The sequence below is a fragment of the Prochlorococcus marinus CUG1438 genome, assembly GCA_017644325.1.
Taxonomy (GTDB): domain Bacteria; phylum Cyanobacteriota; class Cyanobacteriia; order PCC-6307; family Cyanobiaceae; genus Prochlorococcus_A; species Prochlorococcus_A marinus_AA.
In genome coordinates this window covers 878,210-904,109 of record JAEPLS010000001.1, presented here as the reverse complement: position 1 = coordinate 904,109, position 25,900 = coordinate 878,210, and the positions used below count along the sequence as shown (strand labels likewise).

Genomic DNA, 25,900 nt, shown 5'->3' with positions numbered 1-25,900 from the left:
TTAACTTTAAATAATGAATTCTTGGTGTAAAAATTTAGAATTACTTATAAAATCAAGAACTTCATTAATTTGGATAAGAACTAAAGAAGAGGCAAGATTAGAAAAAATTATTAATTTCTCATCTGAAAGACTTAATATAAAAAGATATGTTCGCTGGGATTATGTTAATGGTATTAAGGGGTTAGTAAACGAAGAGGGGAATTTTTCTAATAACCCATTGGGCGTACTTAATTGGCTTAAAGATCAGAATCCTAATGTAGCAATAATTTTACTATTGAAAGATTTTCATAAATTTTATGATGATCCATCTATAAATAGAACTATTAAAGAACTATCCTCCTCTCTTAGAGAAACTAATCATAATTTAATTATTAGTTCACATCTATTCCCCTCATCTGAAGAGCTTGAAGAATTAATGACAATTATGAACCTGCCCTTACCTGATCAAAAAGAGTTAAAAAATCTAATAAAAAATATTGCTACCAATACTAACTCAAATCTTGACGAACAAGACTTAAACGATCTTTCTATAGCTTCAAGTGGATTAACCGAAATAAAAGTAAAGCAAGTTACTGCAAAGGCACTTACACAGAGAGGAAAAATTAGTAAAGAAGATATCCAAGATATCCTAGAAGAGAAAAAACAAGTTATCGCAAGAAGTGAAATTTTAGAATTTTTCGAAGCTAAATCAAGTCAAGATGATATAGGTGGTTTAAATGTTTTAAAAGTTTGGCTGAATCAAAGGTACAGGGCTTTTTCTAAAGAAGCTAGAGAATATGGACTACCCATTCCTAAAGGAGTCTTACTTGTGGGAGCACAAGGAACGGGCAAATCACTGACCGCAAAATCAATTTCCAAAAGCTGGTCGATGCCTCTTCTCAGGTTAGATGTTGGAAGACTGTTTTCAAGCCTTGTTGGTTCAAGCGAGGCCAGAACAAGAGAAACAATATTGAGAGCTGAAGCAATGTCACCTTGCATCCTTTGGATCGATGAAATTGACAAGGGATTTGGGGGGGACGCTAGGAGTGATGGAGGAACCAGTCAAAGGGTTTTGGCAAGTTTGTTAACTTGGATGGCCGAAAAAGAATCTGCTGTTTTTGTTATTGCCACCGCTAATGCCATAGATAAGCTTCCAGCTGAATTATTAAGGAAAGGTAGGTTTGATGAGATATTTTTTCTTGATCTGCCAAATTCAGAAGAAAGGTCAAGTATTCTTGATTTACACCTAAAAAAAAGAAGACCAAGTTATAGTTTTCCTCTCTCTACAATTATTGACAGAACAGATGGATTTTCAGGCGCAGAACTTGAACAAGCAGTAATAGAGGGAATGCATATTTCATTCTCTGAGAATAGAGAGCTTATGGAGAAAGATTTAATAAAAGCTGTTTCTGAACTGATTCCCTTATCTCGAACAGCTAAAGAACAAATCGATTTCCTAAAAGAGTGGGCATCAACAGGGCGAGCCCGTTCCGCATCGTAAGTAAATTTTAATTTATAAAATATTGCATAAGTTAGGATTCATTAATTTAGTTAATTTTTCGTCCAAAATACCTAATAATGAATCTAGATTAACTATCTTAATTAAGTTACAGAAAAAAAAGAGTGCTAGATCAAAAATTAATAAGGGAAAATCCAACATATGTTGAAGAAAGTTTATCCCTAAGAGGAAAAGTTTTTAAGATTTCAAACATACATGAATTAACTATTCAAAAGAAAGAATTAGACATAGAAATATCTAACCTACAATCTGAGAGCAAAAAATTAAGCAAATTGATTGGTCAAGAAATCAGCAAATCTCAAAACAATAATTCTCTTGAACTAAATAATTTAAAGAAAAAAGGAAACGAATATAGGACAAAAATTTCTGAATTTGAAGAGAGACAAAGAATACTGGATCAAAAAATAAATAATGAGATTTCTAACTTACCAAATTTTCCTAGCAAAGATACACCTATTGGAAAAGATGAAAGTAATAATGTTCAAGTAAAAACCTGGGGCGAACCCTTGTTGACAGGCAAACTTAGATCGCACTGGGAAATAGGCGAAAGTCTCAATCTTTTTGACTCAATAAAATCAACAAAAATATCAAAAAGTCGCTTTATTACTCTTATTGGTGATGGCGCTAGGTTAGAGAGGGCATTAATCAACTTTATGCTCGATACACATACTAAAAACGGTTATTTAGAGTTAATGCCCCCAGCCTTAGTAAATTCAGAAAGTCTTAAAGGGTCTGGACAATTACCCAAGTTCTCAAATGAAAGTTTTAAGTGTGCTAATGACGATTTATGGCTTTCTCCAACAGCCGAAGTTCCACTAACTGCTTTTCACAAAAATCAAATTATTGATTCTAAGCATTTACCTATTAGATACGTTGCATATAGCCCTTCTTTCAGAAGAGAAGCAGGAAGCTATGGAAGGGATACTAAAGGTTTAATAAGACTTCATCAATTTAATAAGGTAGAGCTTTATTGGTTTTGCGATCCGAGTAAATCTCTTGAGGCTCATGCGAAGATTACTGCTGATGCTGAAAGTATTTTAAAAAAGCTCAATCTCCCTTACAGATTGGTTGATATTTGTACAGGAGACTTAGGATTTTCTTCTAGTAGAACTTTTGATCTTGAAGTCTGGCTACCCAGTAGTCAATCTTATAGAGAAATTTCAAGTTGCAGTAATTGTTTAGATTTTCAAGCACGCAGATCTTCAATAAGAACAAAAATTGATAAAAAAAATACATATTTACATACGTTAAATGGTAGTGGTCTTGCTATTGGAAGAACAATGGCAGCGATTCTTGAGAATGGCCAACAAACTGACGGGAGCGTTAAGCTTCCAGATGCTCTAGTTCCATATTTCGGGTCAAATTTTTTAAAAACTGCTTAATATAAAAAAATGAATGTTTTAACTTCAATAACAGTTCTGGGATTTCTCATTTTTTTTCATGAAATGGGACATTTTCTTGCCGCAATTTTACAAGGTATATACGTTGATGGATTTTCAATTGGTTTTGGACCCGCAATAATACAAAAAAAATATAAAGATATCACTTATTCATTTAGGGCCTTTCCTCTAGGTGGTTTTGTTTCCTTTCCTGATGAAGAACTAAATAATATTGACGCTAAAGATCCGAATCTTCTTAAAAATAGACCCATAATCCAGAGAGCTATTGTAATTTCTGCTGGAGTTTTTGCTAACTTAATTCTTGCTTATACTATCATTATTATTAATGTAAGTACCGTTGGCATTCCATATGCCCCTGAGCCAGGCATATTAGTTTTAGCTACTCAGCCAGACAAAGCTGCGGCAATAGCAGACTTACAACCTGGAGATAAAATTTTAAATATTGAAAATATAACTTTAGGAGTGGGTGATCAGGCCGTTTCCACGCTAGTAAAGAAGATTCAAAAATCATCCGATGAATCAATCTCATTAAGAATAGAGAGAAATGGAGTAATTAAATATTTAACTTTAGTCCCAAAAAAAGTTGATGGGAAAGGGACAATAGGTGCTCAATTACAGCCTAATATAAAGAAAGAAACTAAGAAGACAAAAAATTTATTCGAACTTTTTAAATACACTAATAATGAGTTTTCATCACTTTTGGTTAAAACAATTCAAGGTTACAAAGGGTTAATAACAAACTTCTCCTCAACAGCTCAACAACTAAGCGGGCCAGTAAAAATTGTAGAAATTGGAGCTCAATTATCTCAACAGGGAGGAACAGGAATATTATTATTTGCGGCTTTAATTTCTATTAATTTAGCGGTTCTGAATTCATTGCCTTTACCACTATTAGACGGAGGACAACTAGTTTTAACTTTGATAGAGGGATTTAGAGGAAAACCAGTCCCAATTAAAGTCCAAATGGTTGTGACTCAATCCAGCTTTTTTCTTTTGGTAGGATTAAGTGTGCTACTCATTATTAGAGATACTAGTCAACTTTTAATAGTACAAAGATTATTTAACCAATAAAAAATATAAAAATTGTTTACTTAGATGTTAAGATATAGAGATTATTTTAAATTTTTTATAGATAGATGGCGAAAAAGTCCATGATTGCGAGAGAAGTCAAACGCAAAAAGCTAGTACAGAAATATGCTGCAAAAAGAAAATCATTATTAGATGAATTTAAAGCTGCAAATGATCCAATGGAAAGGTTAGAAATACATAGAAAAATCCAAGGCCTTCCAAGAAACTCTGCACCTAATAGAGTTAGGAATAGATGTTGGGCGACTGGCAAACCAAGAGGGGTGTACAGAGATTTTGGCCTTTGCAGGAATCAGTTGAGACAAAGAGCTCACAATGGCGAACTTCCAGGTTTAGTTAAATCTAGTTGGTAGGTAAATTTTAACTTAATTTTTTAACAGCAAAATTTACTAATTTATAGATATTAAAGATTAATTCTGGACTTTTTTAAGAATTTTTATAGTTTATCTAAATAATTTACTCAATATGTCCCTGTAAGATGTAAGAATAAATTATGTATAGATTATAATTTAAAAAGTGGAAGGACAAAATAAGTCGATCACGTTTGACGGACGAGAGATACGACTAACAACAGGACTATATGCTCCTCAAGCAAATGGATCAGTAATGATTGAGTGTGGAGACACCTCCTTATTAGTTACAGCAACAAAAACTACTAAAAAAGAAGTTTCAGACTTTTTACCTCTAATTTGCGATTACGAGGAAAAACTTTATGCAGCGGGAAGAATTCCCGGCGGATTCATGCGAAGGGAAGGTCGTCCTCCAGAAAGAGCAACTTTAATTGCAAGACTAATAGATAGACCAATGAGACCTCTTTTCCCAGCCTGGATGAGAGATGAGATTCAAATTGTTGCTTCATGCCTTTCTCTTGATGAAAGAGTACCCGCAGATGTACTTGCAGTGACAGGAGCATCAATTGCGACTTTACTTGGAGAAATACCTTTTTATGGACCAATGGCTGCTGTCAGAGTTGGTCTTATAGGGGATGATTTCATACTAAATCCAAGTTATAGAGAAATAGAAAAAGGTGATCTAGACATTGTTATAGCAGGCTCACCTGACGGTATCGTAATGATTGAAGCAGGTGCTAATCAATTATCCGAGCAAGATACTATTGAAGCAATAGATTTTGGGTATGAAGCCGTTACAGAACTGATTAAATCTCAAGAAGATTTGCTTAAAGAGTTAGGAGTAACTCAAATTAAGCCATCAGAACAAGAAGATGACAAAACTTTAGTTTCATACTTGGAAAAAAACTGCACTAAACCTATTAATCTTGTTTTAAAGAAATTTGACCAAACAAAAGATGAAAGAGATCTAGAACTTGAGAAAATAAAACTTGATGCTCAAAGCAAAATTGAATCCTTAAAAGATGACAATCAATTAAAAGTTTTAATATCAGAGAACGAAAAATTAATTCACTCAGATTTTAAAAAACTAACTAAGAAGTTAATGAGGGCTCAAATTATTACTGATGGCAAAAGAGTTGATGGGCGCGATCTAGATGAGGTGAGAAAAATATCTGCAAGTGCAGGAATATTACCTAAAAGAGTACACGGTTCAGCCTTATTTCAAAGAGGACTTACACAAGTTCTATCTACTACTACACTTGGCACGCCAAGCGATGCACAAGAGATGGACGATCTTAATCCAAGCACTGAAAAAACTTATCTTCATCACTACAATTTTCCGCCATATTCAGTAGGTGAAACCAGACCTATGAGAACTCCTGGAAGAAGAGAGATTGGTCATGGTGCATTAGCTGAAAGGGCTATAATTCCAGTCCTGCCAGGCAAAGAAACATTCCCATATGTATTACGTGTCGTAAGTGAAGTATTAAGTTCTAATGGTTCTACCTCTATGGGGTCTGTATGTGGTAGTACTCTCTCACTTCTAGATGCAGGCGTCCCTTTAAAAGCCATGGTAAGTGGTACTGCAATGGGATTAATTAAAGAAGATAAAGAGGTAAGAATACTTACTGATATTCAAGGGATTGAAGATTTCCTTGGGGATATGGATTTCAAAGTTGCTGGGTCCGAGAAAGGAATTACTGCCCTGCAAATGGATATGAAAATAACAGGACTTCCAGTATCAGTTATTTCTGATGCGATTAAAAAAGCTCGTCCAGCGAGGCTGCATATACTAGAAAAAATGCAAGAAGCCATAAATCAGCCTCAAGAATCATTATCCCCTCATGCTCCAAGGTTGTTAAGCTTCAGAATAGATCCGGAATTAATCGGAACTGTAATTGGCCCTGGCGGAAGGACTATTAAAGGTATTACAGAAAGAACAAATACAAAAATAGATATTGAAGATGGCGGGATAGTTACTATAGCCTCCCATGATGGAGCGGCTGCTGAAGAGGCACAAAAAATTATTGAGGGACTGACGAGGAAAGTTCACGAAGGTGAAGTTTTCTCAGGAGTTGTCACAAGAATAATACCAATAGGGGCATTTGTTGAAATTCTTCCAGGTAAAGAGGGGATGGTTCACATTTCACAATTATCTGAGGCAAGAGTCGAGAGAGTCGAAGATGTAGTAAGGCAAGGTGATGAGGTAACTGTTAGAGTTCGCGAAATAGACAGTAGAGGAAGAATTAATTTAACACTAAGAGGAGTAGCCCAAAATGGAGGAATGTCTTACCCAGATCCAACTCCAACTCCAGTTGCACCTCTAAGTTAATTTAAAAGTGGATAGATATCGTGCTTTTCAATTAATTCTTTAATTTGCCTACATAAAATGCTGTGTGATTGCTTGTTATTTGATGCAATTATTACACCGCCTTGATTGAAGTTAGATTTGTTGTAAGAAAGTTCTTCATTATCTAAATTTGTAATCGCCCCTCCTGCAGCTTTTAAAATCGCTTCAGGGGCGGCAAAATCCCAATCTTTTGGGCAACTTTTACCAGGCATACTTAAACATATATAAATGTCGCTTTCTCCCCTTAAAATGGAGGCTATTTTACACCCAATACTTCCCATAATAATTTTTTCTTTGAAATTAATTTTATTTATTAGGATCTCTAAATTTTCATTTCTATGATTTTTACTAGTAACTATTGTCATATCATTTAAATTCTTTTTTCTTGAAAACTTAATATCTTTTGTAGAACCATCTTTGGTTTCGCAAATTACTTTTTCACCGTCAGAAATCCATAATTCATTTCTCTCTGGTATGAGCACAATCCCAATGTAGGGTTTGTTCCTATAATTCAAGGCTAAATGCATTGCATAATTGCCTGTACCTTGAATAAAGTCCCTAGTGCCGTCCAATGGGTCAAGAACCCATAGCCACTTGGTATTAGTAATTTTATTAAGTCTAGAAGTTTTGATTTTCACATTCTCTTCACTTAAAATATTCCACTCAAAATCTTTAAAATTATTATTTAAACTTTGAATAATTAAATTATTTACATTTAAATCAGCTAAAGTTACGGGGTCCTCATTATTTTTACTTGTTATAATCTCCTTTTTATAAACTGGACTTTTCAACATTTGAGAAAAATTAAGCAAAATTTCAGATGCTTCCCAGCTTACAATCCTTAAATGATCGATAAGATTATCTTTAAATACGCCAGTAGGTAAATCGAACACGAAATGAATATTAATTATCCATCTTCTCATAGAAGTCAAGAACCTGAAAGCGGTGTCTTATATTTAGTAGGAACACCGATTGGTAATTTAAATGATATTTCAACTAGAGCATTAAATATTCTTAAAAATGTCTCTTTAATTGCATGTGAAGATACTAGGCAAACAAAAAAGATTATGAGTAGGTACGAAATAAGCAATAAAATGATTAGTTTTAATAAGCATAATTCCCTAAATAAGATTCCCACAATAATTAATAATCTCAAAAAAGGGCAATCTATAGCAATGGTAAGTGATGCAGGCATGCCAAGTATCTGTGATCCAGGAGAAGATCTAGTAAAAAAAGTAAAATTGAGTTCAATTGATATTATCTGTGTTCCAGGTCCTTGTGCCGCACTAACCGCGCTTATTTCGAGCGGTTATCCAGCTTCAAAATTTATCTTTGAGGGTTTTCTTCCAAAAAAGAAGATCGAAAGAGAATCCATACTTAAAGAAATTAGTCTAAATGAAAAGACTACAATCATTTTTGAATCACCTCATAGGCTCAATAAACTTTTAAATGAATTAAGAGAATATTGCGGGGGGAATAGAGAAGTCAGTATTTCAAGGGAATTGACTAAAAAGTTTGAGGAAAATATAAGTAATAATTTAGATAATGTCATTGAATTATTAAAAGGAAGAGAAATTATAGGGGAAATAACAATTGTTCTTAAAGGCATAGAGCGCAAAGAAAATCCTGAAATTAATAAATCATTATTAAAAAAAGAATTGCATGAATTAATTAACGCTGGTTTATCTTTATCTGCTGCATCAAAATATCTTGCTAAAAAGAAAAATCTTTCAAAAAAAATTATTTATAATTTATATTAAGCAAGTACAATAATTGAACCAAAAATTAATGCTGATCCCCTATAAAAAAATAATTTTTAATATTACATTCAATTCTTGTTTATTTTTGATTTTGATCATTGGAATTCAAAATAGTTCTAGGAAAGAGAAAATTAATCTTATATTTGCTGAAACAATACAACTCCCAATAAGTTTTATTATTGGAAGTAGCTTCATAACAGGGTCAATCTTGGGAAGCTTGTTAAGTGTTAATTTTAATAATGAAGATAATTCATAAAGCTATCAAAATATCTTCACTTACAATCCTAGATATTCCACGTGAAAGAAGTATTGGGGCAACAATTTTCAAAACATTACTATTAGGCACTTTAATAACTTTTTGATCTTTTGAACAAGATCTTTTTGCTATTTTAATATCAAAAAAGATTTCAATAGTTATTCTCTTTAATTCTTCTTCTGATAAAAAACTCCACTCTGAATATTTTTTCAAAGGTTTAGTTTCTAATTCAATTTGCTTGTCAACAACCATATAGACAACTTTTGGTAGATCTACTTCAGTTATTGAAACAGAAGATAAATCCTTTTGGGGTATATTGTCTATTTGGTAGTCAAGAGGCGCTATCTCGAAAAATGAATTTTCAATAGAGGATTTCTCATTTAATGAATTTAGCTCTTCTTGATTACTTAATTGGGATTCTAAAAAATTTGAAGTTTTAGGATTTTCTTTAATTTGTTTTGTTTTTTTTGCAATTTCAAAGTATTTTTTCTCACCAAGACTCTTTTTTAAATGTCTAGAAATTGTTAGCTTTGTAAAGCTATAATTTTTAGCTATCTCTTCTATTGTTTTGTTGTCAATAAAATCTTTTAAAATGTTATTTTTTTGTTCTTCCGTTATTCTTTTAGCCAAAATGAAGAATGTAAATATTTCTTATTCTAGGAAGATATCGGAAAATATTGAATAAAAATCTTTTTTAATTAATTTATCTTTAGCTTAATAAATATTTTAAAAAGAAATACTTACATTGATTAGGCCATACCTCTCAGATATAATAAAATAATGCTCCCTTAGCTCAGCTGGATAGAGCAACTGCCTTCTAAGCAGTGGGCCGCAAGTTCGAATCTTGCAGGGAGCGTTTGAATATCTAATAACAGAAAAAATATATTAATGAATTTTATTGCAAAATTAAAAAGTTCAGTTTTTGCAGATTATTATTCGAACCCAATATTTCTCAAAAATATTGGTTTAAGACTCTTTCAATTAGGAGTCTTAATATTATCAGTGGCACCAGCTATATCTTTTCTTTTATTATTAATGTCATCTGCTTTAAGTAGTTTTAAAAGGGGAGATAATTATTTCAAGGATAAATATAATTATCCTTTTTTAGTAGTTACTATTTTGATGATATTTAATTGTATTTTCTTAACATTAAATAAAAACAATTTCTTTTTATTAGATATATCAAATGTTTGGATTGGTCTATCCAACTGGCTGCCCTTCTTTTGGTGTTTTTGGGGGTTTCAACCATATTTAGAAAGTAGACAATTAAGAATTCATACCTCAAAGTTATTAATAATTGGCTCGTTACCAGTTCTTTTAAGTGGATTTTGTCAATACTTTCTAAAAATGTACGGACCATATTACTTCTTTAATAATTTAATTATTTGGTACCAACGTCCACTTGCAAATGAAAGTGGAGTAACAGGGCTATTTAATAACCAAAATTATTTTGGCGCATGGCTATGCATTATCCTTCCTCTTTGTTTGATATTTTTAGTAGAAAAAAATAAAAATAATTTTAGGACCTTGTTAGTATTTTTGCTTTGTTTGAGTTTTGTTTATATGATTGTGCTTACAAGCTCAAGGGGAGCAATCTTATCAATATTCATTACTATTTTTTTATTTACAAAATCAATTAAAAATAAACTTTTTATTTTATGTTCTTTATTGTCATTACCGATATTTTTTAAATTAATCGCAAAACTTTCTTTAAATTCAAAATCTGTAATTTTTAACTTCATTCCATACGAATTAATTAAAAAAGTTTTTTTAATTAATTTGTCAGATTTAAATCATTTTCCAAGAATTGAAATTTGGAGAAAATCTTTAGAACTTATAAAATCAAACCCAATAACAGGTTATGGAGCTGGATCTTTTAAATCTTTATATGAACTCTCAAACGGTGCATTTGGTGAGATTCAACATAGTCATAATATTTTTCTAGAGATTGCAATAAATCATGGCTTAACTTCATCATTAATAATTTCTGCAACAATAATTTTTATAGTTTTGAATGCATGCAAAGAAAAATCAAATATTCCATTAAATAAATCATCAATTTCAGAAGATAAAATGAAAGTATTTGACAACGCATGGATCATTTCATTTATAGTATTTTTAATGATTCATATTTTCGACATAACTTATTTTGATGGCAGGATAAGTACTTTAGCTTGGATACTTTTAGCAGGTATGAGATCAATAATTAGAGAAAGATCGATTATAAGAGATAGCTCTTTGAAAAAAATTTTCTAATTTTATTCTTTATTACTATTGCCTATTTGCCAAATGTTAAGTCCTAAATCTTTTATCTTTTTATCTTTAATTATTGATCTCGTATCAAAAATCCAGAAGGGTTTTTTAACGTTTACGGAAACAAATTCCCAGTCAATATTCTCATAGATTTCCCATTCTGTTAACAAGATCACAGCATCTGAATTCTTTATAGAATCGTATAGGTTAGTTTGATATTCCCATTTTCCTTGATTCAATTCAAAATCTAAATCTGAATTCACATTATTATTATTTGAAAGATTTCTTTCAATAATCTCACTAGTAACTTGTACATCATGAATAGATAAAAAAGCACCTTCATTCAAAAGATTCTTACAAATTTCTATAGAAGGAGATTCTCTAGTATCATTGGTATTCTTTTTAAAAGCGAATCCAAGAATCGCAATTTTCTTATCTGCAAGATTGCCAAATAGCTTTCTAACAATAATCTCATAAATTCTCTTTTGTTGCCAAGAATTAATTTCAACTACATTTCGCCAATAATCGGCGACTTCATAAAGTCCATAATATTTTGCTAAATAAACAAGATTTAGAATATCTTTTTTAAAACAACTTCCACCAAAGCCTGGACCTGATTTTAAAAATTTAGATCCAATTCTGGAGTCTTTCCCAATTGCGTCTGCAACCTCATTCACATCAGCACCAGTAACTTCACAAATTGCGGAGATTGAATTTATGGAACTAATTCTTTGGGCCAAAAAAGCATTTGCAGTTAATTTAGAAAGTTCACTGCTCCATAAATTTGTGAGTATTAATTTTTCTTGAGGAATCCAATTTAAATATATTTTTTTAAGCGCCTCCATAGCTTCTATATCATCCCCACCTATTAATACTCTATCTGGACATTGAAGATCATTTATAGCTGTACCTTCTGCAAGGAATTCTGGATTAGATAATACAGAAAAGCTTTTATTTTTTAGATGACAATCTTTAGAGAGTAGTATATCTTTAATGGTTTGTGCAGTTCTTACTGGCAAAGTGCTTTTCTCAACAACAATAGTATGACCCTCAGCAATTTCGCTTATCTGTCTTGCACATGATTCGACCCACCTTAAATCGCTTGTTTCACCAGCTCCTAATCCTCTCTTTTTTATTGGGGTATTAACAGATATAAAAATCATATCAGCACTCCTTATTGCATTATCTAAGTCTGTAGAAAAAATAATATTCTTACCTCTTAAAAAGCTTATTATTTCGGATAATCCAGGTTCAAAAACAGGAAGCTTTTCAAGGTCTTCACTATTCCATGCTTTAATTCTATTTTGATTTATATCAACAACTTCAAATTCAATGTCAGGACAATTTTTAGCGAATACAGCCATTGTTGGACCTCCAACATATCCTGCACCAATACAACAAATTTTTTTTATTGAATACAAATTGAACTATAAAATTAGATTAACTCTAACATCTAGTTATTAATTTTTCTCCATTAGGATACTTATATAAAATAATTGATAGTTTCATTTAAACCGTCTGATAATGATACCTTTGGATTCCATTTTAGGTATTTTTTTGCATTATCTAAACAAGGTTTCCTTTTTTTTGGATCATCTAGAGGCAAGTTAAGATACTCAAGTTTTACCTCTCTTTTTATTTTAGTCTGTATTAACTTTGCCAATTTAATAATTGTGATTTCTTCTTCATTGCCTAGGTTAATTGGGTATATGAAATTACTATCCATTAGTTTTATGAGGCCTTCAATCAAATCACTTACATAGCAAAATGATCTAGTTTGAGTTCCATTCCCATATATAGTCAATTTATCTTCTTTCGAACATTGTTTTATAAAATTCCCTATAACTCTGCCATCACTAAGATTCAATCTTGGTCCATAAGTATTAAAAATCCTTGCTATCTTAATATCCATTTTGTTAGTTTCTCTAAAAGAGTTTATGAGTGTTTCGGCAATTCTTTTACCTTCTGAGTAGCAGGCTCGGGGACTATAAGTTGATAAAGTTATTGGCATATTTTCTTTCTGAGGATTTTTATTAGTTATTCCATAAACCTCGCTGGTACTTGTGAAAAGCATTTTTGATTTAAATAATTTTGCTAAATTTAATATATTGAAAGTCCCTTCGTAATTAACTCTAATTGTCTTAAGGGGATCACTTTGATAAATATTAGGAGAAGCTGGGCAAGCTAGATGCCATATTTTTTCAATTGGTATTTCTGAAACTAATGGGTTTAATATGTCGTGATTAATAAAAATAAATTTCTTATTATATTTTAAGTGCTTGAGGTTATACAAATCTCCTGAAGATAAATTATCAATACAAAATACATTTTCATCATTATCTAAAAGTTTATCAACAAGATGAGAGCCTAAGAATCCAGCTCCACCAAAAACAATATTATTTATTACTTTGAATCTTGTATATTCATTTAGATTGAGCATTAATTTTTAGACTAAATTCTTTTCACTCTGTCTCCAAAGCCACTACCAAAGAAAGTCAGTAATAAATAATAGAAATATTTTTTCAAATTCAAGTTTTTCATCATTTTATAATCAGTATTTGCAAGCAGAATCGGATCCGACATATCTATACCGTTTATTTGAGCGAGACCAGTAATACCAGGTAAATATTTATACAAATCATATTTTTGTCTAAAATCAATCAATTCAAATTGCGAGGGGAGGCATGGTCTTGGACCAACTAAACTCATATCTCCTCTCAAAACGTTCCAAAGTTGAGGGAGTTCATCTAATTTAGTTTTTCTTAAAATCCCTCCAAAATTTGTTACTTTAGTATCGTCTATTAAATGTGTTGCTAGTGATTCAGTACCAATATTCATTGTTCTAAATTTTATTAATGTAAATCTTTTCATATTTTTTCCCATTCTAACTTGTTTAAAGATTGGTGATTTATTTTGAAGATAAATTAAAAAATATATCAAGAAAATTAAGGGTAAAAGAATTATTAGCGCAAAAAAAGAAATTAAAATATCTGTAATCCTTATCATGAATTTCTTTTAAGTTTAACATAATTTTAAAGATAATTTTTTATTGAATTAAAATCTTAGAAAAATAATTCATCATATACTTTCAAGGTTTGGGCATTTATTTTTTTTGATGCAAACTTAGAAGAAGCTATTTTATAACTTTCCTTTCCCATTTTTTCTCTGAGATCCTTATTATTTATTAAAATTGAAATTTTATTTTTTAACTCTTCAACATCTTTAATTGGAACTAAAAAACCATTTACACCATCCTCTACTACCTCTCTACAGCCTACTGCATCAGTAGTTATTAAAGGTATCCCGTAAGACGCACCCTCTATTAAAGCCTTCGGTAATCCTTCTCTATAAGAAGGTAAGCACAATATGTCCGTTTCTCTTAAAATACTTCCAACATCATCAACCCACCCAAGCCAATCAATTACATTTTCAGACTGCCAAGCAGATAAAGTTTTTCTATCTAATGATGTAGGATTTAATGGATCGATATCACCAACTAATAAGAATTTTGCATTCAATTTTTCATTTTTTAGCTTTCTCGCTGCCTCTACAAATTCATAAATGCCCTTATCTTTAAGCATCCTTGCAACTAATGCGACAATGGGTATTTGTTTACTATTTCTTTTACCACTAATTACTTGTAATTTAACTCCAGCGCCTCTTATAACAATTGCATTAGAGGGTTTTAAAGCTCCTATTTCGATAAAATAATTTAAATCATCTCTATTTTCGAAGATTACTTTATTTCTTCTTTTTGGTCCATAATGAGAGTCTAGAAATTGTTTTAAGAAAAACTTGACTAATGGCTTAAGCATTTTTGCCTTAAAACTATCTGAAGAAAAAACAAAGCCCATTCCTACAGGTGCATTAATGACTGATTTGATTTTGCATATTTTGGCTGCAATTGAACCATAGATGATAGGTTTCGCAGCGATATGATGAACAATATCAGGTTTAATTTTTAAGTAAAAATAAATAATCCTCAAAAATATATAAAACTCATAAATTGGATTAACACTCTTTCTATTAAAAGGTACAGATAAAAATTTTATCCCCAGATTTTCAATATAACTTTTATGATTATTCATCTTAGAGATAACAAAAATGGAATATCCAGCTCTTTTAGCAGCCAGAGCTCTATCAACAAAATGCGAGCAGAAAAACCAATCTTCTGTAATATTAAAAAGTAATTTTTTTTTCATTGGAGATTACGTTATAAAATCCGAAAATTTTTAATAGAATGCAAAATTTTGTTTCTTGTAAAAAACCATTTAAAGTTTCTTGAAATTATAAAAAGTTTTGAAACTAAGGCATTAGGAATTAATTTTAGTATCAAATACCACAAGAAATAAATTGATGTTGGAAAACTAGATTCTTTCCTTCTCCATTTAAACCAAATTTTAAGTAAATTTTTTAATTTATATATTTCCTTATTTTTATTCATTATATAAAATACTATTTGAGCATGATATTTGCTAGTTTTTGATAAGAGCATCCCTGAATTGCTAACGTTATAATGAAAAAGTGGTTGTGGTAGCCTAATTCCATATTGATTTTGAGAACCTAATCTTATATTAAACTCCCAATCTTCATAACCTAATTTCATTTTTTCGTCATAACCGCCATATTTAATCCAATTTTCTCTAGAAATAAAAATACTATAAGGTAATTGATTAAGAAATAATTGTTCAAAAAAATTATATTCTTTTTTAATAATTTTATTTATTTTACCTTCAATAATAATATCCGAAAAAACAAATCCATCTTGATGATTCAATTTATAAAATTGATACATTAATTCCAATGCATCTAATTCTAACCAATCATCAGAATCAATAAAATAAAGAAAATTACCACTAGCATACTTTGCGCCATTATTTCTAGCAGCAGGCAATCCTAAGTTCTCTTGATTTAGAACTTTAATATATAAATTATCTTTTAATTTTTTTATAATCTCTAATGTATATTTATCAGAAGAACCATCATTAACTAGAACGATTTCTTTATTTTTCCAAGTTTGGTTATAAACTGAATTAATTGTACGCTCAAGTGTTTCTCCACTATTAAAACAAGGGATAATTATGGAAATCAATTCAAGATTGTTATTGTTCATAAAAGCAGTGAGCCCAAATTTCTCCCCAAATTGTTTGTAGTTCTTTAATTTTCAAATCACAAGAATTAATTTCCTTTTTAAACTCCTCAATAGAATGTTCAATTTTATGATCTTTATCTGAATAGTAATAAATTTCTAATTCTTTTCTAAGAGCAATTTGCCAATCTCTTTCAAAAAGGGGGACTCTAATTAAAAATTTTTTAGCCCCTGATTTTTTAATAATATCCTCCATAAAAGTAACTCTATCTGAAATATGTTCAAGAATATTAGAAAGGATAACAACGTCTGATTTTATATCTTTTTTGGAATTTATATCCCCACATATAAAATTAATATTATTAATTGAATTCTTAATTTTTAATTTCCTGGCAATTTCTATATTTTCTTTATCAATATCAACTCCTATTATTAAACTTTTATTTCTTTGTGAAGCAATATCCATAGCAACAACACCTATCCCACATCCAACATCTAAGACGGACTCCCCATCATTGATTCTATCAATAAAAAAATCATGATAACCAGTTAACCTATGCTTAGGATGAATACCATTATCATATTTAATTGCTCTTTCGTTTATAACCCAATTTAACTTATCTTGTATTAAAAAAATTCTTTTTAATCCCTCATTAGCATTATTTCCCCTTGATTCAATAATAAAAAAAGAAGTAAACAAAAATTCTCTAATAGTAAAGGGGATACATTTCCAAAAAAGTGACACAAACCTTGCCAAACCTAAAATAATTTTCTTTTTCATAAGAAATTAGTCTTTATTTTTTGAAAATTTCCATGCACTTGAGCACATTTGATTTAAATCCATTTTTGTTTTCCATTCCAAAACTCTATTTGATTTAGTAGGGTCTGCATAGCAAGATGATACATCCCCTTCTCTTCTTTTAATTATTTTCTTGGGAATTTTTTTACCCGTTACTTTTTCAAATGTACCTATCAATTCCATTACGCTATATCCCCTACCAGTACCAAGATTAAATATATTTATACCTGATGATTTTTTTAAATGTGTTAAAGCCTTCACATGAGCAGATGCTAAATCCATAATGTGAATATAATCTCTTACACCAGTACCATCTTTAGTCTCATAATTATTTCCATAGATATCAATATTTTTTTTAAGACCTTTTGCAACATCAATTAAAGAGGGCATTAGATTTTGTGATTTTCCTGAAATTGGATCATCTCCAATCAGGCCAGATGGATGCGCTCCTATTGGATTAAAGTATCTCAAACATGAGATAGACCAATTTTGGTCATATTTCACTAAATCTCTAAGTATTTTTTCTATCATTAATTTAGTCTCTCCATAAGGATTTATTGCCATTAGTGGGTGATTTTCATCAATTGGCAAATACTTTGGCTCTCCATAAATGGAGGCACTACTACTAAATAAAAAATTTTTGACTCCATTTATTTTCATCGCATTGAGCAAGCTAATAGTTCCTAAAACATTAACTTCGTAATATTTAAGAGGATTATTTACTGAATCTTGTATAGATTTAAGAGCCGCAAAATGTAAAACTGATGAAATTTTATTATTTTTTATAGTCTTTATTAATTTAGAAGTATCTCTTATATCACCCTTAACATAAGAAATTTTTTTGCCAATTACTCTTTCTAATCTTTCTACAATATTTTCTTTGCAATTACTAAAGTCATCAAATATTATAAATTCTTCTTTTAATTCTGATAATATTGCAGCAGTATGCGATCCGATATAACCAAATCCTCCAGTAAGTAAAATACGATTCATAAAACTGTATTTTTAAATTTTGGTAATTTTAATATTAAACTTATCTTACATGTGCTATTTAATATTATTCCTTAATAGATATCTTTTTTTAATTTCTCATTAAAAATATAATCAACAATCTTTTTGGATGGACTAAAACCAACAACAAGCTTTTTAAAAATTTTAATGATATTCTCTAAATCATTTATTTGAACAAATTCCTCAAGTTTATTTATTTCTATTTTTAATTCAGACCAAGGTATAAATTCTTCTTGAGCCTTAAAAATCTTTGGATGAATTGTTTCAACAGAATTACTACCTATCAAAAGTTCTTCATATAATTTCTCCCCAGGTCTTAAACCGGTAATAATGATTTCAATATCGCCATTGGGGTTATTTTTATCTTTAAGTTTCAAACCAGATAATTGGATCATTTTTTTTGCAAGATCCAAAATTTTAACAGGTTCTCCCATCTCTAGTAAAAAAACTTCCCCGCCCTTTGCCATAGCCCCAGCCTGAATAACTAATTCAGCAGCTTCTTTTATTGTCATAAAAAATCTATTTATCTCTGGATGCGTAACAGTCAACGGCTCTCTATCATTAATTTGCTTTCTAAATTTTGGTATTACTGATCCAGAGGAATCAAGAACATTTCCAAATCTAACGATAGAAAACTTAGTAATTTGACTTTTTGTTTTACTAGCAAAAAGTGCTTGAAGACAAATCTCACTAAGTCTTTTGGTCGCACCCATAACATTTGTAGGACGGACAGCTTTATCAGTAGAAATTAATACAAAATTAGAAATACCCAACTCCAATGACTCAATAGCAAGAGTTAACGTCCCAAAAACATTATTTTTAACACCCTCAGCAAGATTATGTTCAACTATTGGTACATGTTTATAAGCGGCTGCATGATAAACAGTATCTGGCTTCCAAGTTTCCAAAATAATTCTAATATTTTTTCTATTCTGAACTGAAGCAAGAAGTGGGATTATTTTAATGGATTTATTTTGATTCAAAGTATCTAATTCATTCAGAATGGAATAAAGAGCATATTCATTAGAATCTAGTAATAAGATCTTTTTAGGTCCAATATTAAAAATTTCTCTACATAATTGACTGCCTATAGAACCTCCAGCGCCTGTAACTAGAACAATTTTGTTATGAATATTTTTTTTCATTAATTCCTCATTGGGAGATACTTTATCTCTTCCAAGAAGGTCATCAATTTCAAGTTCAATTAAGTCAGTTATTGCCTTTTTCCCTTTTGCAATATCTATTAAGGAGGGTAAGGTTCTAACTGACAAATTATATTTACTTACCTTATTAATAATTTCCTTTCTTTTTGATCTTGATATTCTCGGTAAGGCAAGCAAAAGATAAGAAATATTTTTTTGGGTTGATAAGAATTCTAAATAATCCGGAGAATGAATTTTTTTCCCTGACAAAACTCTACCCTGTTTATCTATATCATCATCTAGGAAACAAGAGACTTCCCATTCATTATTATTCTCTAATGCTAAAAGCAATTTTCTTCCTGAATCTCCTGCACCATAAATTACCGCCTTTGGCAAACTCGACTTTTTAAGTCTTGTCCGATAGAGATCTCCAATCCAAAAACGAATAAAAGCCCTTGATCCACCTACCGCAAAAAATAACAATAAAGGTTGTATTATGCCAACTGTTCTTGGGACATCAGTTATTGTAATTAATGTAATAAAAAATGAATAAACCAATCCATACAGGAATATAGATTTTGAGACTGTCAACATTGCATGCCAACCAGAATATCTAAAAATTGTCTTATATAATCCACTCAAATAGAAAATTGGTATGGCACATAAAATTGATAAATATGATGGCAAAAATAAAACGGTTTCAATTGGTATAACATCTCCAAGTCGTAGACAAAAAGAAAGCCATGTTGTAATTAAACATAATAAAGAATCTACAAAAAGAGATATAAAAAATTTTTTTATCTTTGATAAATCTAAAAAGTATCCCCGAAGTATTTCAACTCTTTTTTTTATTGTTGAATTTCTTATTGGCAATTTAAAACCTTCTTTTATTTTCACTTGAATTTATTATTTGTACCTCTCACCTTCTTTTTATAAATTTAGCAGGAATTCCTCCAACTACACAATTAGTTTCTACATCTGCTGTAACAACTGCTCCCGCAGCAATTATTGCTCCTTTACCAATTCGACAATTAGGCAAAATAACACAATTAGAGCCAATCCATACATTATCCTCAATTATTATCTCACCTTCAGCCATACCTTGCGAGATTATTGGTTCATCAAGTTTTTCATAGGAATGATTGTTTGATCTCAAAACAGCATTAGGACCGATCAATACTTCATCTCCAATAATTATTTTTCCTTTACCTCTAGCATTTATCATTACATTAGAGTTAAAAGTTACATTTGAGCCAATTTTTATATTGCTGTATTCTGAAGCATAAATTTTGCAATCAATCCCAAAATAAGAATTTGAACCAAATTCGATATTTCTTGGATAATCGACTCTTATACCGCATTCAAAACGATTATTTTCAAAGGGGGAAGAAATTCTTGTTTTTAAATATAGTTCTCTAGTAAAAAAACCAACTTTTCCTGGAATGTACCTAACAAAAAATTCCAACCAGTCTCTTAATTCCCTTTTAATTAGCGAAATAATATTCATTTCATAATTCTTTTCGAATTCATTTTCTTTAAAAATTTTACTATATTATTTATTTTTAAAAATACTAGTAAAAAGTTTTTTATTAACAAAGAAGGTTTTCTGAAAAGATTTCTATTTTTTATAATTTCTTTTCTTTTGCCAACTAATTCAGTAAATAAAGTTAGATATTCATCCGTCATTTTTTTTGCAGTATAAGGATAAAAAGTGATTTTCCGCTTAAATTGTGGATATTTCAAAAACATTTCATTTATTGCTGGTAAATAATTATTCTTTTTAAAAGAAATCCCGTAATTCATGCAATATTCAGGCAAAGCACCACTTTCTCTATAGATTATCGGCAAGCCACATAATGCACCCTCAATGTGATGCATTCCTGCAGGTTCGTTTATAGATGCAGATATGTAAACGTGATTCTTAGAAAGCTCTAATCCTAATTTCTTCCCACTTATTGGTTCAATATGCCTGGAGTTTTGAAATTTGAATCCATAAGGTAGATTACCGATATAAGTGAATTCAATTTTGTTCATAAATTCTTCATTATTTAATAAAGCATCAATATCCCTATAGACATCAAAACCTTTCATTAGGTTTGGGCTCCAATGATGTGTAACAAGCTTCAAAGGTTCATCACCTTTCCATGAAATTTCTTTATCAACTTGGAAAAAATTAGTATCTCCACCATTTAGAATTACCCTATGTGGCTTATCCTGCTGATAAATATCTAAGCTTTTTAACCATGAAGAGATAAAGACTGTAAAGTCAGAACAGTAATTAGTCCATTTTAAGAATCTATTAATATATTTAGTATTTTTTCTTTCGTCACATTCATTTATCCTATGAACAACTATCGTCTTATAGTTCCTAAAAAGTAGATATAAAATTACATCGAAAGAACCAAATGTAACTTCTGAAGTATATGATCTCGGATCTATTAAAAGAATTATATCGATATCTCTTTCTTTCAGATCAAAAGTGATTACAAATCCTTTTTTCAAAGAAGCCTTGACTAAAGAAGTTACAAATTGATTACCACCTCCCCATGATCCTTTTTTTAATTTATAGTTGATTGCAATTTTCAATTTTTAATAAAGATAATTTTTAAATTATTATTTAAATTAATCCTACATCTTAATTTTTTAAATATTTTTTAATTTATTTACTTTATGAATAAAACTATTTTCTTTACAACATATCAATATCAATCATCTAAAATTAACTTTGATTTAATTACATTTTTTATGCCAGTTATGAATTTCAAAACATAATCAAAGTTAATTATTATAATATTTAACTATAGATAATAAATATAATCTTTTATTAAATGAAATATAAAAAAGCCCTCATAATCGGATCAAATGGAATGTTAGGTCAAGCTTTTTCCAGAGAATTTGAAGCAATCAATGTAGAACCAATTGGAATTGCCAGAAAAAATGCAAACTATTGCTTAGACTTAAAGAATTTCGAAATCATTCCAAAAATAATTAATGAATCTAAGGCTGATGTAATAATAAATTGCGCAGGCATAGTCTCTCTAAAAGAATGCGAAGCAAAACCATTGATTGCCAATAAAATCAATGCTGAATTAGTAGATGTACTTGCCGAAAATTGTTTAAAATTTGATAAAAAATTTATACATATATCTACTGATCATTTTTATATAAATGATAAAAAAAAACTTCATAAGGAAACTGATGATATAAAAATCGTAAATCAATATGCAAAAACAAAAAGAGTAGGTGAAATTAACGCTTTGAAAAATCCTGATTCTATCGTCATAAGAACAAACATTACTGGTTTAAGAGGCAATATATCAAAACCAACATTCTTTGAATGGCTTTATTCTTGTTTAATTAAAAAATCAAATATTTCCTTATTTAATGATTTCTACACATCAACTATAAGTGCTGAATTATTAGCTAAATATACAATCCTTATCTCGCAATTAAATATAAAAGGTTTAATTAACATCGCATCCTCAGAATGTATATCAAAAAAAGATTTTGCCTTGTTACTAGCAAAGAATTTATCAATAAATTTTGATTGGTACGAAAATGCATCTGTGAAGAGCTTACAACCTAATAGGGCTGATAGCCTTGGACTAGACTGTTCGAAAGTTGAGAATATTTTGCAAAAAAAAATGCCAAAAGCTAGCGAGGTAATTAATAACCTAGTAAAATCTTTAAAAAAAAATCAAAGTTAAATGTTTCCTGATTCTTTTAAAATTGCAAACAAGAAAGTTGGATTAGGTCAACCAACCTATTTTATTGCAGACATAGCCGCTAATCATGATGGTGATATTGAACGAGCAAAGGATCTTATTTATCAAGCAGCAGACGCTGGAGCAGATGCTGCTAAATTTCAGCATTTCCAAGCTGAAACGATAGTAAGCAATAAGGGTTTCTTAAATTTAGGAGATCAATTATCACATCAAAAAAATTGGAAGAAAAGCGTTTATGAAGTTTATAAAGATGCATCCGTTAATTTGGAATGGACTAAAGAACTTGTTGAAACCTGTAAAAAAGCTGATATCCCTTTTTTTACTACTCCTTATTCTTTAGAAGTAGTTGACTACATCGATAAATTCGTCCCTGCCTATAAGATTGGATCAGGAGATATTACTTGGTTAGAAATGATTAAAAAAGTGGCTAATAAAAATAAGCCATATTTCATAGCCAGTGGTGCCTCAAATTTTGAGGAGGTTATCTTGGCTGTAAAAACAGGCATAGAATCAAATAATAAACTATGTTTAATGCAATGTAATACTAATTACACTGCCAGTATCGAAAATTTTCAATATATAAATTTAAACGTAATCAAATCTTATCAATCAATATTTCCTGGCTTGATAATTGGTCTTAGTGACCATACCCCTGGGGCAACAACGGTACTTGGAGCGGTAACATTAGGAGCGAAAATGATAGAAAAACATTTTACTGATGATAATGAAAGAGAGGGTCCAGATCACAAATTCTCTATGAATCCGAAATCTTGGAAGGAAATGGTTCTCAGGACTAGGGAGTTAGAACTCTCTTTAGGCAATGGTATAAAAAAAATTGAAGATAATGAAAAAGAAACTGCAATTTTACAGAGAAGATCCTTAATGACTACAAAAAAGATTAATAAAGGTGAAATCATTTTAGATGAATATATAAAAACAGTAAGACCGTGTCCAAATGATGCCTTAACCCCTTTTGTTAAAAATAAGCTTATAGGCAGAAAAGCTAACAGAGATATTGATTCCGATTCTCATTTTCTAATGAAAGATTTATTTTGATATGCCAAATATCTCTTTCATAATTACAACCTATAATTATTCAAAATATATTGAAGAATGTTTAGATTCGATATTAAATCAAGATCAATATGAAGGGAATAAAATCATAATTATTGATGATGGCAGTCAAGATGATACTTATAAAATAATTAAGAATAGACTTTCTATACCATCCATTGAATATATTCAAATAGAAAACTCAGGAATTGAAGTTGCATCCAATTACGCGATTAACAAAATTAATTCGCCATATTTTGTTAGGGTAGACGCAGATGATACTTTGAAGTCTCAATACTTATCTAGATTTAACAAACAATTAGAATTAAAAAATAATAATGATTTTTTTTATTCAGACTATAGTGTAATAAATGAGTTTTCAGAAATTGTTCAAGAAATAAATTTACCTAGTTTTGATAAGGAAGAGATTTGTAGAAGGGGAGATTTTCTTGCTACTGGAACACTTTATAAAAAGGAAAAAATCGACTCAGTGGGTAGATACGACATTTCAAGGAAAAATTGTGGTTTAGAAAATTTTTCATTAATCTTGCGACTATTAATTAATGGATGCAAAGGCCTTCACATTCCGTATTCTCTTTTTAATTACAGAATACATTCAAAAAATATGTCTAAAAAGAAAAGGATATCAATATTGAACTATGGAAACGAATTGACAAATAATTTATTAAAAATGCCTTATGAAGTAAACTGCTATCATCCCTACGGCTTAAAAATTGATTAATTTAATTAATCGTTCCATTCTTATTATTGCAGCCCATCCTGATGACGAAGTATTAGGTTGTGGAGGATTACTAAGTAAGATATGTAATAAATCAAAAATTTCGATCATTTTTATTGGCGAAGGTAGTAGTTGTCGTTATAAAAATTTAAATTCAAAAGAAATAGATAATGATATTAAAGAAAGAGAAACTGCATCAAAAAAAGTATCCAAAAAGTTCAATTTACATGAAATAGAATTTTTTAATTTACCATGTGGGAGATTTGACCAAGTTCCAATAATAGATATTAATAAAATAATAGAATCAAGAATTTCAAAATTTAATCCTGATATTGTTTTTACCCATGATCCCCATGATGTTAATAACGATCATAGAATTATATATCGTTCAACAATAATGAGTACCAGACCTAATTCGGCAACAAATGTATCTAATATATTTACATACGAAGTACCATCAAGTAGCGAGTGTAGTTTTTCAGAAGAAGGTCAATTTTCCCCTAATTTTTTTGTTGAGTTGTCTAAATCAGATCTTGAAAATAAATTTGAAGCTTTATCCTTTTACAGTAGTGAAATCAAACCTTTTCCTTTTCCCAGATCATTTAAAGGAATAGAAGCTTATTCTTGTTTTAGAGGGATGCAATCAGCATTAGAATATGCAGAGGCATTTAAATTGGTTAGGTCAATTAATTATGTATCCTGATGTAAAGAAGAATTCCCTCAAGATTATTTGTTTTGGGTATAGAGAATGGTCAAAAAATATTTATAGATCCTTATCTGATAATCAAAAACTAGAGAATCATCAATTTATTTTAATAAATAACAAAAAACTAGTTGACTACGATTTTTGTAATTCTTTAAAGCCCGATATGATTTTATTTTATGGTTGGAGCGAGATTATTGATCATGAGATAATTGAAAATTTCTGTTGTTTAATGCTTCATCCATCATCTCTCCCACAATATAGAGGTGGAAGTCCGATCCAAAATCAAATTATTGATGGAATTAAGGAATCTGAAGTTTGTATTTTTAAAATGGAAAAAGAAATTGATTCAGGACAGATTATAAAAAGAGCCAAATTAGATCTAACAGGTGATCTAAAAGAAATCTTTAAAAGGATTGAACTAATAGGAACAAAACTTTCATTACAATTCCTAATAAATGGATTTAATCCTCAACCTCAAATTGGCAATCCAACTTATTGCAACAGAAGAAAGCCTGAGGAGAGTGAAATTACTAAAGAAGAGATAAATGAATGCAGTGCTTTATACCTTCATAACAAAATAAGAATGCTTAATGATCCATATCCAAATGCATTTATAAAATGTTCTGACGGGAAAAAACTCTATATAACAAAATCTTATATTGAATAAACTTTTTAATAACATT

Annotated in this window: 25 protein-coding genes and 1 tRNA gene; 14 read left to right on the top strand and 12 right to left on the bottom strand. The window is 30.0% G+C overall.

The window, feature by feature from the left end; translation table 11 throughout:
* Positions 1-13: 13 nt before the first annotated feature.
* The 5 genes from JJ847_04985 (at position 14) to JJ847_04965 (ending at position 6,666) form a co-directional block, all read left to right on the top strand.
* Positions 14-1,480, top strand: coding sequence for an AAA family ATPase (locus tag JJ847_04985; GenBank protein MBO6960237.1), 1,467 nt, complete (start codon positions 14-16; stop codon positions 1,478-1,480).
* A gap of 122 nt (positions 1,481-1,602) precedes the next feature.
* Positions 1,603-2,880: a serine--tRNA ligase gene (serS, locus tag JJ847_04980; GenBank protein MBO6960236.1), complete on the top strand. Its 1,278-nt coding sequence runs from the start codon at positions 1,603-1,605 to the stop codon at positions 2,878-2,880.
* Positions 2,881-2,889: 9 nt separating this feature from the next.
* Positions 2,890-3,969 carry an RIP metalloprotease RseP gene (gene rseP / locus JJ847_04975; GenBank protein ID MBO6960235.1) on the top strand — a complete coding sequence of 360 codons (1,080 nt, stop codon included), beginning with the start codon at positions 2,890-2,892 and terminating at the stop codon, positions 3,967-3,969.
* A 65-nt stretch (positions 3,970-4,034) separates the two neighbouring features.
* Positions 4,035-4,337 (top strand): 30S ribosomal protein S14, encoded by a 303-nt coding sequence (gene rpsN / locus JJ847_04970; protein ID MBO6960234.1) that lies wholly within the window; start codon positions 4,035-4,037, stop codon positions 4,335-4,337.
* 163 nt (positions 4,338-4,500) lie between these two features.
* On the top strand, positions 4,501-6,666 hold the full coding sequence (locus tag JJ847_04965) for a polyribonucleotide nucleotidyltransferase (protein ID MBO6960233.1): 2,166 nt from the start codon (positions 4,501-4,503) through the stop codon (positions 6,664-6,666).
* Here the strand turns inward: JJ847_04965 and JJ847_04960 are convergent.
* Positions 6,663-7,577 (bottom strand): 3'(2'),5'-bisphosphate nucleotidase CysQ, encoded by a 915-nt coding sequence (locus tag JJ847_04960; protein ID MBO6960232.1) that lies wholly within the window; start codon positions 7,575-7,577, stop codon positions 6,663-6,665. The genes JJ847_04965 and JJ847_04960 overlap by 4 nt on opposite strands.
* A 3-nt stretch (positions 7,578-7,580) precedes the next feature.
* Between JJ847_04960 and rsmI the strand changes: the two genes are divergently transcribed.
* Together rsmI and JJ847_04950 are read left to right on the top strand one after the other, a co-directional pair.
* Positions 7,581-8,444 carry a 16S rRNA (cytidine(1402)-2'-O)-methyltransferase gene (rsmI, locus tag JJ847_04955; GenBank protein ID MBO6960231.1) on the top strand — a complete coding sequence of 288 codons (864 nt, stop codon included), beginning with the start codon at positions 7,581-7,583 and terminating at the stop codon, positions 8,442-8,444.
* Positions 8,445-8,472: 28 nt separating this feature from the next.
* Entirely contained in the window at positions 8,473-8,700 is a 228-nt protein-coding gene (locus JJ847_04950) for a hypothetical protein (GenBank protein MBO6960230.1), read from the top strand.
* On the opposite strand, the gene JJ847_04945 is transcribed toward JJ847_04950, so the two are convergent.
* On the bottom strand, positions 8,695-9,330 hold the full coding sequence (locus tag JJ847_04945; GenBank protein ID MBO6960229.1) for a hypothetical protein: 636 nt from the start codon (positions 9,328-9,330) through the stop codon (positions 8,695-8,697). The genes JJ847_04950 and JJ847_04945 overlap by 6 nt on opposite strands.
* Positions 9,331-9,482: 152 nt before the next feature.
* On the opposite strand from JJ847_04945, the gene JJ847_04940 reads away from it, so the two are divergent.
* Together JJ847_04940 and JJ847_04935 are read left to right on the top strand one after the other, a co-directional pair.
* Positions 9,483-9,556 (top strand) — tRNA-Arg (locus JJ847_04940).
* A gap of 32 nt (positions 9,557-9,588) precedes the next feature.
* Positions 9,589-10,956, top strand: a complete 1,368-nt coding sequence (locus tag JJ847_04935; GenBank protein MBO6960228.1) for an O-antigen ligase family protein — start codon at positions 9,589-9,591, stop codon at positions 10,954-10,956.
* 2 nt (positions 10,957-10,958) lie between these two features.
* Here JJ847_04935 and JJ847_04930 read toward each other — a convergent pair whose 3' ends face one another.
* The 10 genes from JJ847_04930 to JJ847_04885 all read right to left on the bottom strand — a co-directional run bounded on the left by JJ847_04930 (position 10,959) and on the right by JJ847_04885 (position 21,580).
* Positions 10,959-12,374 (bottom strand): nucleotide sugar dehydrogenase, encoded by a 1,416-nt coding sequence (locus JJ847_04930; protein MBO6960227.1) that lies wholly within the window; start codon positions 12,372-12,374, stop codon positions 10,959-10,961.
* Between the two features lie 62 nt (positions 12,375-12,436).
* Positions 12,437-13,393, bottom strand: a complete 957-nt coding sequence (locus JJ847_04925; GenBank protein ID MBO6960226.1) for a GDP-mannose 4,6-dehydratase — start codon at positions 13,391-13,393, stop codon at positions 12,437-12,439.
* Between the two features lie 11 nt (positions 13,394-13,404).
* Complete coding sequence (locus JJ847_04920; protein MBO6960225.1) at positions 13,405-13,959, bottom strand: sugar transferase; 555 nt, start codon at positions 13,957-13,959, stop codon at positions 13,405-13,407.
* 56 nt (positions 13,960-14,015) lie between these two features.
* Positions 14,016-15,155, bottom strand: a complete 1,140-nt coding sequence (locus JJ847_04915; protein ID MBO6960224.1) for a glycosyltransferase family 4 protein — start codon at positions 15,153-15,155, stop codon at positions 14,016-14,018.
* Positions 15,156-15,166: 11 nt separating this feature from the next.
* Positions 15,167-16,066 (bottom strand): glycosyltransferase family 2 protein, encoded by a 900-nt coding sequence (locus tag JJ847_04910; protein ID MBO6960223.1) that lies wholly within the window; start codon positions 16,064-16,066, stop codon positions 15,167-15,169.
* The gene (locus JJ847_04905) at positions 16,056-16,823 is read right to left on the bottom strand and encodes a methyltransferase domain-containing protein (protein MBO6960222.1); all 768 of its coding nucleotides are present in this window, start codon (positions 16,821-16,823) and stop codon (positions 16,056-16,058) included. Before JJ847_04905 ends, JJ847_04910 begins: the two co-directional genes overlap by 11 nt.
* Positions 16,824-16,829: 6 nt before the next feature.
* A complete protein-coding gene (galE, locus tag JJ847_04900; GenBank protein MBO6960221.1) occupies positions 16,830-17,834 on the bottom strand; it encodes a UDP-glucose 4-epimerase GalE in 1,005 nt (334 codons plus the stop codon).
* 71 nt (positions 17,835-17,905) lie between these two features.
* A complete protein-coding gene (locus tag JJ847_04895; GenBank protein MBO6960220.1) occupies positions 17,906-19,891 on the bottom strand; it encodes a polysaccharide biosynthesis protein in 1,986 nt (661 codons plus the stop codon).
* A 22-nt stretch (positions 19,892-19,913) separates the two neighbouring features.
* Positions 19,914-20,501 carry an acyltransferase gene (locus JJ847_04890; protein MBO6960219.1) on the bottom strand — a complete coding sequence of 196 codons (588 nt, stop codon included), beginning with the start codon at positions 20,499-20,501 and terminating at the stop codon, positions 19,914-19,916.
* Entirely contained in the window at positions 20,498-21,580 is a 1,083-nt protein-coding gene (locus JJ847_04885) for a glycosyltransferase (GenBank protein ID MBO6960218.1), read from the bottom strand. The genes JJ847_04890 and JJ847_04885 overlap by 4 nt, the downstream gene beginning before the upstream one ends.
* A gap of 242 nt (positions 21,581-21,822) precedes the next feature.
* Between JJ847_04885 and JJ847_04880 the strand changes: the two genes are divergently transcribed.
* Genes JJ847_04880 through JJ847_04860 form a run of 5 tightly spaced genes read left to right on the top strand, consistent with a single transcriptional unit; the run spans position 21,823 to position 25,884 of the window.
* Positions 21,823-22,701 (top strand): SDR family oxidoreductase, encoded by an 879-nt coding sequence (locus JJ847_04880; protein MBO6960217.1) that lies wholly within the window; start codon positions 21,823-21,825, stop codon positions 22,699-22,701.
* Positions 22,702-23,775, top strand: a complete 1,074-nt coding sequence (locus JJ847_04875; GenBank protein MBO6960216.1) for an N-acetylneuraminate synthase family protein — start codon at positions 22,702-22,704, stop codon at positions 23,773-23,775.
* 1 nt (position 23,776) lies between these two features.
* Positions 23,777-24,514 (top strand): glycosyltransferase family 2 protein, encoded by a 738-nt coding sequence (locus JJ847_04870; GenBank protein MBO6960215.1) that lies wholly within the window; start codon positions 23,777-23,779, stop codon positions 24,512-24,514.
* A complete protein-coding gene (locus JJ847_04865) occupies positions 24,507-25,214 on the top strand; it encodes a PIG-L family deacetylase (protein ID MBO6960214.1) in 708 nt (235 codons plus the stop codon). The genes JJ847_04870 and JJ847_04865 overlap by 8 nt, the downstream gene beginning before the upstream one ends.
* The gene (locus tag JJ847_04860) at positions 25,168-25,884 is read left to right on the top strand and encodes a hypothetical protein (protein ID MBO6960213.1); all 717 of its coding nucleotides are present in this window, start codon (positions 25,168-25,170) and stop codon (positions 25,882-25,884) included. The genes JJ847_04865 and JJ847_04860 overlap by 47 nt, the downstream gene beginning before the upstream one ends.
* Positions 25,885-25,900: the final 16 nt, after the last annotated feature.